This is a genomic window from Bacillota bacterium, from assembly GCA_040754675.1.
Classification (GTDB): Bacteria; Bacillota; Limnochordia; order Limnochordales; family Geochordaceae; genus Geochorda.
The window spans coordinates 1-6858 of the sequence record JBFMCJ010000218.1; the positions used below are offsets into that span (position 1 = coordinate 1).

At 67.1% G+C, this 6858-nt stretch carries 9 protein-coding genes; 7 read left to right on the forward strand and 2 right to left on the reverse strand.

The features are described from left to right. From AB1609_12925 to AB1609_12940, 4 genes are all read left to right on the forward strand, one after another. Positions 1–1019: ABC transporter permease (locus AB1609_12925; protein ID MEW6047362.1), on the forward strand; the 1019-nt coding region annotated here is incomplete at its 5' end. Continuing rightward, positions 1016–1852, forward strand: coding sequence for an ABC transporter permease (locus AB1609_12930; protein MEW6047363.1), 837 nt, complete (start codon positions 1016–1018; stop codon positions 1850–1852). The genes AB1609_12925 and AB1609_12930, both read left to right, overlap by 4 nt. Next, positions 1849–2820: an ABC transporter ATP-binding protein gene (locus tag AB1609_12935; GenBank protein MEW6047364.1), complete on the forward strand. Its 972-nt coding sequence runs from the start codon at positions 1849–1851 to the stop codon at positions 2818–2820. The genes AB1609_12930 and AB1609_12935 overlap by 4 nt, the downstream gene beginning before the upstream one ends. Continuing rightward, complete coding sequence (locus tag AB1609_12940; protein ID MEW6047365.1) at positions 2813–3823, forward strand: ABC transporter ATP-binding protein; 1011 nt, start codon at positions 2813–2815, stop codon at positions 3821–3823. Before AB1609_12935 ends, AB1609_12940 begins: the two co-directional genes overlap by 8 nt. A 27-nt stretch (positions 3824–3850) precedes the next feature. On the opposite strand, the gene AB1609_12945 is transcribed toward AB1609_12940, so the two are convergent. Together AB1609_12945 and AB1609_12950 are read right to left on the reverse strand one after the other, a co-directional pair. After that, on the reverse strand, positions 3851–4225 hold the full coding sequence (locus tag AB1609_12945) for a carboxymuconolactone decarboxylase family protein (protein ID MEW6047366.1): 375 nt from the start codon (positions 4223–4225) through the stop codon (positions 3851–3853). Between the two features lie 199 nt (positions 4226–4424). Further along, positions 4425–4922 (reverse strand): GAF domain-containing protein, encoded by a 498-nt coding sequence (locus AB1609_12950; GenBank protein ID MEW6047367.1) that lies wholly within the window; start codon positions 4920–4922, stop codon positions 4425–4427. Positions 4923–5128: 206 nt separating this feature from the next. Here AB1609_12950 and AB1609_12955 point away from each other — a divergent pair, with 206 nt between their 5' ends. Genes AB1609_12955 through AB1609_12965 form a run of 3 tightly spaced genes read left to right on the forward strand, consistent with a single transcriptional unit; the run spans position 5129 to position 6833 of the window. Next, entirely contained in the window at positions 5129–6049 is a 921-nt protein-coding gene (locus tag AB1609_12955) for a prenyltransferase (GenBank protein ID MEW6047368.1), read from the forward strand. Continuing rightward, complete coding sequence (locus AB1609_12960; protein ID MEW6047369.1) at positions 6046–6660, forward strand: type II CAAX endopeptidase family protein; 615 nt, start codon at positions 6046–6048, stop codon at positions 6658–6660. The genes AB1609_12955 and AB1609_12960 overlap by 4 nt, the downstream gene beginning before the upstream one ends. Positions 6661–6665: 5 nt before the next feature. Beyond that, positions 6666–6833: a hypothetical protein gene (locus tag AB1609_12965; GenBank protein ID MEW6047370.1), complete on the forward strand. Its 168-nt coding sequence runs from the start codon at positions 6666–6668 to the stop codon at positions 6831–6833. The last annotated feature ends 25 nt before the right edge of the window (positions 6834–6858 follow it).

Below are 6858 nucleotides of genomic sequence, written 5' to 3' on the forward strand. Positions count from 1 at the left end.
CTTGCATCGAACCGATAGCGGTGGTGTCTGTGGGCTACCTGATCCGGAGGCTCGGGTTCTTTGCCCTGACGGCGTGGGCAGCGCTCACCATCAACTTCGTGCTGCCGCGTCTGATGCCAGGTAACCCGGCCCAGGTGATGATCGCCAAGTTCCAGGGGAAGTTGAGCACCCAGGCTTTGCGCGCCCTGGAGATCGCCTTCGGGCTCAACGTCCGACAAAGCCTCTGGGATCAGTACATCGATTACTGGAGGCGCCTGCTGAAAGGTGACCTGGGGGTGTCTCTCACCTACTACCCGACCCCGGTGAACGAGATTCTGCGGCAGTCGATCCCCTGGACGTTGGGGCTGGTCGGGGCTGCCACGGTCGTTGCCTTCGGCGTCGGCACGTTGCTCGGCATCCACTCGGCATGGCGGCGGGGTCGGTGGGCGGCCGATACGTTGGTGCCCGTCGCGCTCTTCCTCAACAGCGTGCCGTACTTCTGGTTCGCACTGGTCGTGCTGTACGTGTTTGCGTTCGTGCTGGGGTGGTTTCCGCTGGGCGCCGCCTACTCCGTCGGGGAGAGCCAAAGCAGCTTTGAGTTCGTCCGTTCTGTGATACGGCACGGCTTCCTCCCGTTCGCGACCATCGTCGTCACGGCCATGGGCGGGTGGCTTCTGACCATCCGCAACAACATGGTGAGCGTGCTGGCCGAGGAGTACATCACCTTTGCACGGGCCAAGGGCCTTCCGAGCCGTACCGTTGAATACCGATACGCCGCGCGCAATGCCATCCTGCCCAGTTTCACGGCCTTCTCCATGGCCATCGGCTTCGTGGTGGGCGGAGCGCTCCTGACCGAGATGGTCTTCGCTTACCCGGGTGTGGGCTTTGTCCTCTATCAAGCCGTCACCAGCCTGGACTACCCCCTTATGCAGGCCATCTTTCTCTTCATCTCGCTGGCCGTGCTGGTGGCCAACTTCCTGGCCGACCTGACGCTCGCGTTCCTCGACCCGAGGGTGCGAGCAGGGGGCAGCGGACAGTGAGCACGCTTAGCGCCATCCTGCACAACCCGAAGGCGCTGGTGGGGGCCAGCATCCTCGGGGCGTTCGCGCTGGTCGCAGTGCTGGCGCCGGTCATTGCGCCGGCATCACCGACCGCCATGGACTTTATGCCGTCGGAACCGCCGAGCTGGAAGCACCCGTTGGGTACCACGGCGTTGGGGCAGGACATCCTGTCGCAGGTCATCTGGGGGACGCGGCTGTCGCTGGTGGTCGGCGTCGTGACCGGCGGGGTGACGACGGTGCTTTCCACCGTGATCGGGCTGGCCGCGGGCTACTTCGGAGGCCTGGTCGACGAAGTCCTGTCGGCGATCACTAACATCTTCCTGGTCCTCCCGGGCTTGCCGTTGATGATTGTGGTAGCGGCTTACATCACCGTGAAGGGCGTCGTTCCCATCATCCTGGTGATTTCCATCACGGGGTGGGCATGGGGCGCCCGGGTGCTGCGCTCCCAGGCGATGAGCCTCAAGAGCCGGGACTTCGTTCAGGCCTCGGTGGTGGTCGGGGAGCGGTCGCCCCGCATCATCTTCGCCGAGATCTTGCCCAACATGCTCAGCCTGATCGTGGCCAACTTCTTCGGGGCGGCCCTCTACGCCGTTTTGAGCGAGGCCGGGCTCGAGTTCCTCGGGCTTGGCAACGTCAACGTGGTCACCTGGGGCACGATCCTCTACTGGGCGCAGAACAACCAGGCGATTCTCCTTGGCCAGTGGCAGTGGATGGCCGTCCCGGGGCTGTGCATCGCAACCCTGGGGACCGCGTTTGCCCTGATCAACTTCGCCATTGACGAGGTGACGAACCCACGCCTGAGAAGCCGATGACCGCGGCCGGGGGCGCTCTGCTGAGAGTGCAGGACTTCTCCGCCGGTTACGTCACGGGCGGCGGTACCGTGCTTGCCGTGCACAAGGTCAGCTTCGACCTGGCGGCAGGGGAGTTCCTGGGGATTGCAGGCGAGTCAGGGTGTGGCAAGTCTACGCTCGCTTTCGGCATCACGGGGCTGCTGCAGCCGCCGGGGCGCGTGCTGGGCGGCCAGGTCTTCTTCGAAGGGCAGGATCTGACAAGCGTCGGGCCTGAGGACCTGCGCCGCATGCGCTGGAAGGAGTTTTCCATCGTCTTTCAAGCCTCGATGAACGTGCTCAACCCCGTGATGAAAGTGAAGGACCAGATCTTCGACGCCATGATCGCCCACGGTGTGCTGGACCGTCGCCGGTTGCACGCGCGGGCCGTCGAGCTCTTCCGATTGGTGAACCTGCCGCCTCGCTTCCTGGACGCCTACCCGCACCAGTTGAGCGGCGGGATGCGCCAGCGTGTGGCCATCGCGGCGGCGCTGGCCCTGGAGCCGAAGCTGGTCATCATGGACGAACCGACCACCGCCCTGGACGTGGTGGTTCAGCGCACCATTCTTCAGGAGATTGACGAGCTCCGGCGCCGCCTCGCCTTCTCCGTCATCTTCATCACGCACGACCTGTCGCTGCTCGTCGAGGTCAGCGACAGCGTGGCCATCATGTACGCCGGGAGCCTCGTGGAACGAGCCCCGTCGCGCGGGCTGTACGCCATGCCGCTTCATCCTTACACCCAGGGCCTCATGCAGGCGTTCCCGCCGCTCACCGGGACTCGGCGACGCCTGCATGGCATCGCCGGGCAGCCGCCGGATCTCGGCCGGCCTATCGGAGGCTGCCCGTTTGAACCTCGCTGCAGCCGGAGGGTGCAGGGGCTTTGCGAGCGCGTTACACCCCCGCTTCGGCAGATCGAACCGGGACACTGGGTGGCGTGCCACCTCTATGGATAGCGCAGTGACACGGCAGAGCTCGGTAACGGTTGCGTCGCTTCTGCGGGCGGAGCGTCTCGTCAAAACCTTCCGCATCGGACGTTTTCCGCGAACGAAAACGGTGTGGGCGGTGAACGGCGTCGACCTCGACGTTATGCCGAGGCAAGTCGTGGGCCTGGTAGGGGAGTCGGGATCGGGGAAAAGCACGTTCGCCCGGGTGGTTGCTCGCCTGGAGGCGCCCACGTCCGGTCGCATTCTGCTGGAAGGCCGGGAACTCCCTCGCCGCATGCCGCATCGGGCACTCCTGGCGTATCGCCGCCAGGTGCAGATGATCTTCCAGGACCCCTTCGCCTCGCTCAACCCGGTTCGCACCGTCGGATACATCCTCGGCCGCCCGCTCAAAGTCCACGCGCTGGCCAGGGGCCGGGACGTGGAAACACGAGTAAGGCAATTGCTTGAACAGTGCGGTTTGACCCCACCCGATCGCTTCATGGAACGCTACCCGCACGAACTCAGCGGCGGCCAGCGCCAGCGGGTGGGCATCGCGCGGGCGCTGGCGGTGAGGCCCCGCCTCATCCTGGCCGACGAGCCCACGTCCATGCTGGACGTGTCGGTGCGGCTCGACATCATGAACCTGCTCCTCGACCTCAAGGAACGTGAGGGCCTGTCGCTTGCGTTCATCACCCACGACCTGGCGGCCGCCCGGTACATGTCCGACCGGATTGCGGTGATGTACGCCGGCCACCTGGTGGAGGTGGGCCCGGCCGACGAGGTGATCAGCGACCCGCTCCACCCTTACACGCAACTCTTGAAGCGGGCCGCGCCGAAGCCGGAAGCGGGCCTGCGGCCGGAGCGGCTCGAAGCGCTGGGGGACGTGCCCGAGTTGACGGCGCTGCCACCGGGCTGTCCGTTTGAGCCCCGATGCCCGCTGGCCCGGCCCGAGTGCCGGGCGGCGCTTCCCCGTATGGTGGAGCCGGGGCCCGGCCGCCGGGTTCGCTGCGTTCTTTACGACGGGACTCGGTAGCCCGAGACGAAGGCATGCAGGTGGGCTTTACCGGGTGCCCCGCGTGCTCTGCCCGTCGGCTTCCTGTTCGAGTTCGTCGAGCGTCGCCACGGCCCGGCGCAGGTGCGGGATGACGATGGAACCGCCCACGACCAGCCCAACGGTGAAGACCTCGAATAACTCCTCTCGTGTCACGCCCTCTTCCCTGCACCGGATCAGGTGATACGTGATGCAGTCGTCACAGCGCAGAACCAGCGAGGCCGCCAACCCCAGCATCTCTTTGACCCTGGCGGGAAGCGCGCCGGGCCGGTAGGTCTGGGTATCGAGGTTGAAGAAGCGCTTGATGAGGAGATTGTCGCTCGCCAGGATCTTCTCGTTCATCTCGGTGCGGAACCTGCGGAAAGCATCAAGTCGTTCGCCCAAAGGTCTCCCACTCTCCTGCGGCGCCTTGTTGAACCCGTCGTTCAGTGCGGGTCCGGGCGAACGGTTCGACATGGGGGCGTGCCGCCCTTTCGCGCCTGCCAGGCCGCACAGCAACGGGCGGCCTCGCAGATGGCAGCAGGCCCGGCCAGAGGGCGGAGAAAGCCGGTGCGCAGCGCAGCGCGCCGGGAGACGAGGCGGCTCAGGCGGTGACGGGCCGTCCGGGAAGGCGCTCGGCCACGGCTTTTTCGGCCAGCACGTCGCAGATGGCCTGCACGAACGCCTCGTCCTGGGACCCAAACGCCGCCAGGGTGTCGCTGTCGATGTCGATCTCGCCGAAGACGGTGCCGTTTCGGCGGATGGGCACGACCAGCTCGGAGCGTGTCTGCAGGAAGCACTGCAGGTAGCGGGGGTCGCGACTGACGTCGGGCACGTTGACGGTCTCGCCGGTCGAGGCCGCCAGGCCGCAGATCCCGGAGTGAAGCAGGATCTCGACGTGCTGGGTGGCGGCAGGGCCGTCCCACGCCCACAGGCGCAGTACCGACCCTTCGATCATGTAGACGCCGACCCAGTTGTAGTGCGGGTAGGTGGCGCGCAGGTGAGCGACCACCTCCTGGCAGATCTCGCGAAACGACCTCGCAGAGGCGACCAGCGAGCGCACCCAATCCACTGAGTTCTGCTGCCGGTGCGTGAGGCTCACCGCACTTCCCCCCGCCTGTAGTAGCTCTGCCGGGCATTGTACCACGGGACGAAAGGATGCGGCGGGCGAGAAGGATCGCGGCGGCAGGCGGCGTAGCTCGTAAACCGACTGGTCGGTTTGTTTCGCACGTGCGGTTTGACCAGAGGGTGGAGATCGCCGTGGCAAGTTCGTCGAGGGTCGGCCCATCTGCGGCCGGCAGGGCCCCGATGCCGGGGAGCAGCAGGTGGGCCGACTGGCTCGAGTTTGTCCGGCCGTTTTCCCTGACGGCGTCTCTGATCCCGGTTCTGGCGGGCGGAGCGCTGGCCTGGCAGGAGCAGAAGCTGCTGGGCTGGGCCTTCGTGGCTTCCCTGCTGGCGGGCGTGCTGGTGCAGATTGGCACCAACCTGGTCAACGAGGTCTACGATGTGGCCAACGGGGTCGACCGGCTCGACTCGCCCAGAGCCAGCCACGTGGTGGTTCAGGGGAGGATCAGCCCCGCGACCGGCCTTCGGGGGGCAGGGCTGGCGTTCGGGCTTGCGGCACTGCTCGGGGCATTGCTGGCGTGGGTGCGGGGCGCTCCTATGCTCGTCATCGGGGCGGTTGGCATCGTCTCGGGCTACTTTTACACCGCGCCCCCTGTGCACTTCAAGTACCGGGCCCTCGGCGTGCCCGGCGTCTTTGTTCTGATGGGGCCCCTCATGGTGCTGGGTGCGTACGTGGCCTCGGCCGGGCCGGTTTCGAGCCGGGCCGTGCTGGCGGGGGTGCCGGTGGGGTTTCTGGTCGCTTCCATCCTGCACGCGAACGAACTGCGGGACCTGGAGGACGACAGCAAGGGGCCGTTCCGGACGCTAACCTCCGTCATCGGGCGGCCCGCGGCCGCGTGGCTCTATGTGGGCATGGTGGCAGGTGCGTACGGGTCACTCCTGCTCCTGGCGGCGACAGGCGCGCTGCCGTGGCCGACCCTGGTGACCTTCCTGACGGCACCAGCCGCCGTCCGCAACTGCCGGCGAGCGCTGGCCGGGGCGCGAGGCCAGCCTGAAGCCATCACGTGGCTTGACATCGCGTCGGCGAAGGTCCACCTGCAATTCGGCTTGCTGCTGGCGGCTGGTATCGTGGCAGCCGGGCTCGTCGAGAGGGTGTTCGAATGACGCTGGCCCCCGCGCTCGGCGGTGCCCTTTTGCTGTGGGCGTTCGTCTTCATCTGGCACCCCATCGGCTTCTGGGCCTCGATGGCGCTGGCGACCGGCATTTTGGGAACGTTCGCGCTCGCCGCATCTCGCCGGAGCGAGCAGGTGTGGGGCCCCAGTTGCTGCCGGCTGAACTGGCTCGACCTGGCGTGGGGCGCGGGGTCGGCGCTGGTGCTGGCGGCGGTCTTCCACGTGGGCGGCTGGGTGCTGCGCAGCCTGTGGCCGGGGTCGGCCGGTTATATCGGGGCCGTGTACACCCTTGACACGTCTGTCCCGCTCGCCGTTGTTGTCGCAGCCCTGCTGGTGATCATCGGACCCGGCGAGGAACTCTTCTGGCGGCTGTTTGTCCAGGAGCGCCTGAGCGGGTGGCTCGGGCCGGGGGCCGGGTGGGCCGTCGCCACAACCATCTACGGGGGCATCCACGTGCTCACCCGCAATCCCGTGCTGGTGCTCGCGGCGCTGGTGGCCGGGGCGTTCTGGGGGCTGATGTGGTGGAAGGCGCGCCGCCCGTGGGCTCTCATCGTCTCCCACGCGGTGTGGGACGTGTTGATGTTCGTGGTGTGGCCTGTCTGAGGGGGATGGCGAGGGGGGGCGGCGGGGAGAAGCGCATGCGCCTGGGGTTTGGCCTTGGCGGCAGGGTGCCCGTGTCGGACATGCTGGCGCTGGCGGTCTTCGGCACTCCGCAGGCCGTTTTGGACCAGGCAGCCTCGGCCCTTACGGCCGGGGCCCGGGACGGCGCCCGCTAGAAAAAAGGCGGAACGGTCGGATCCC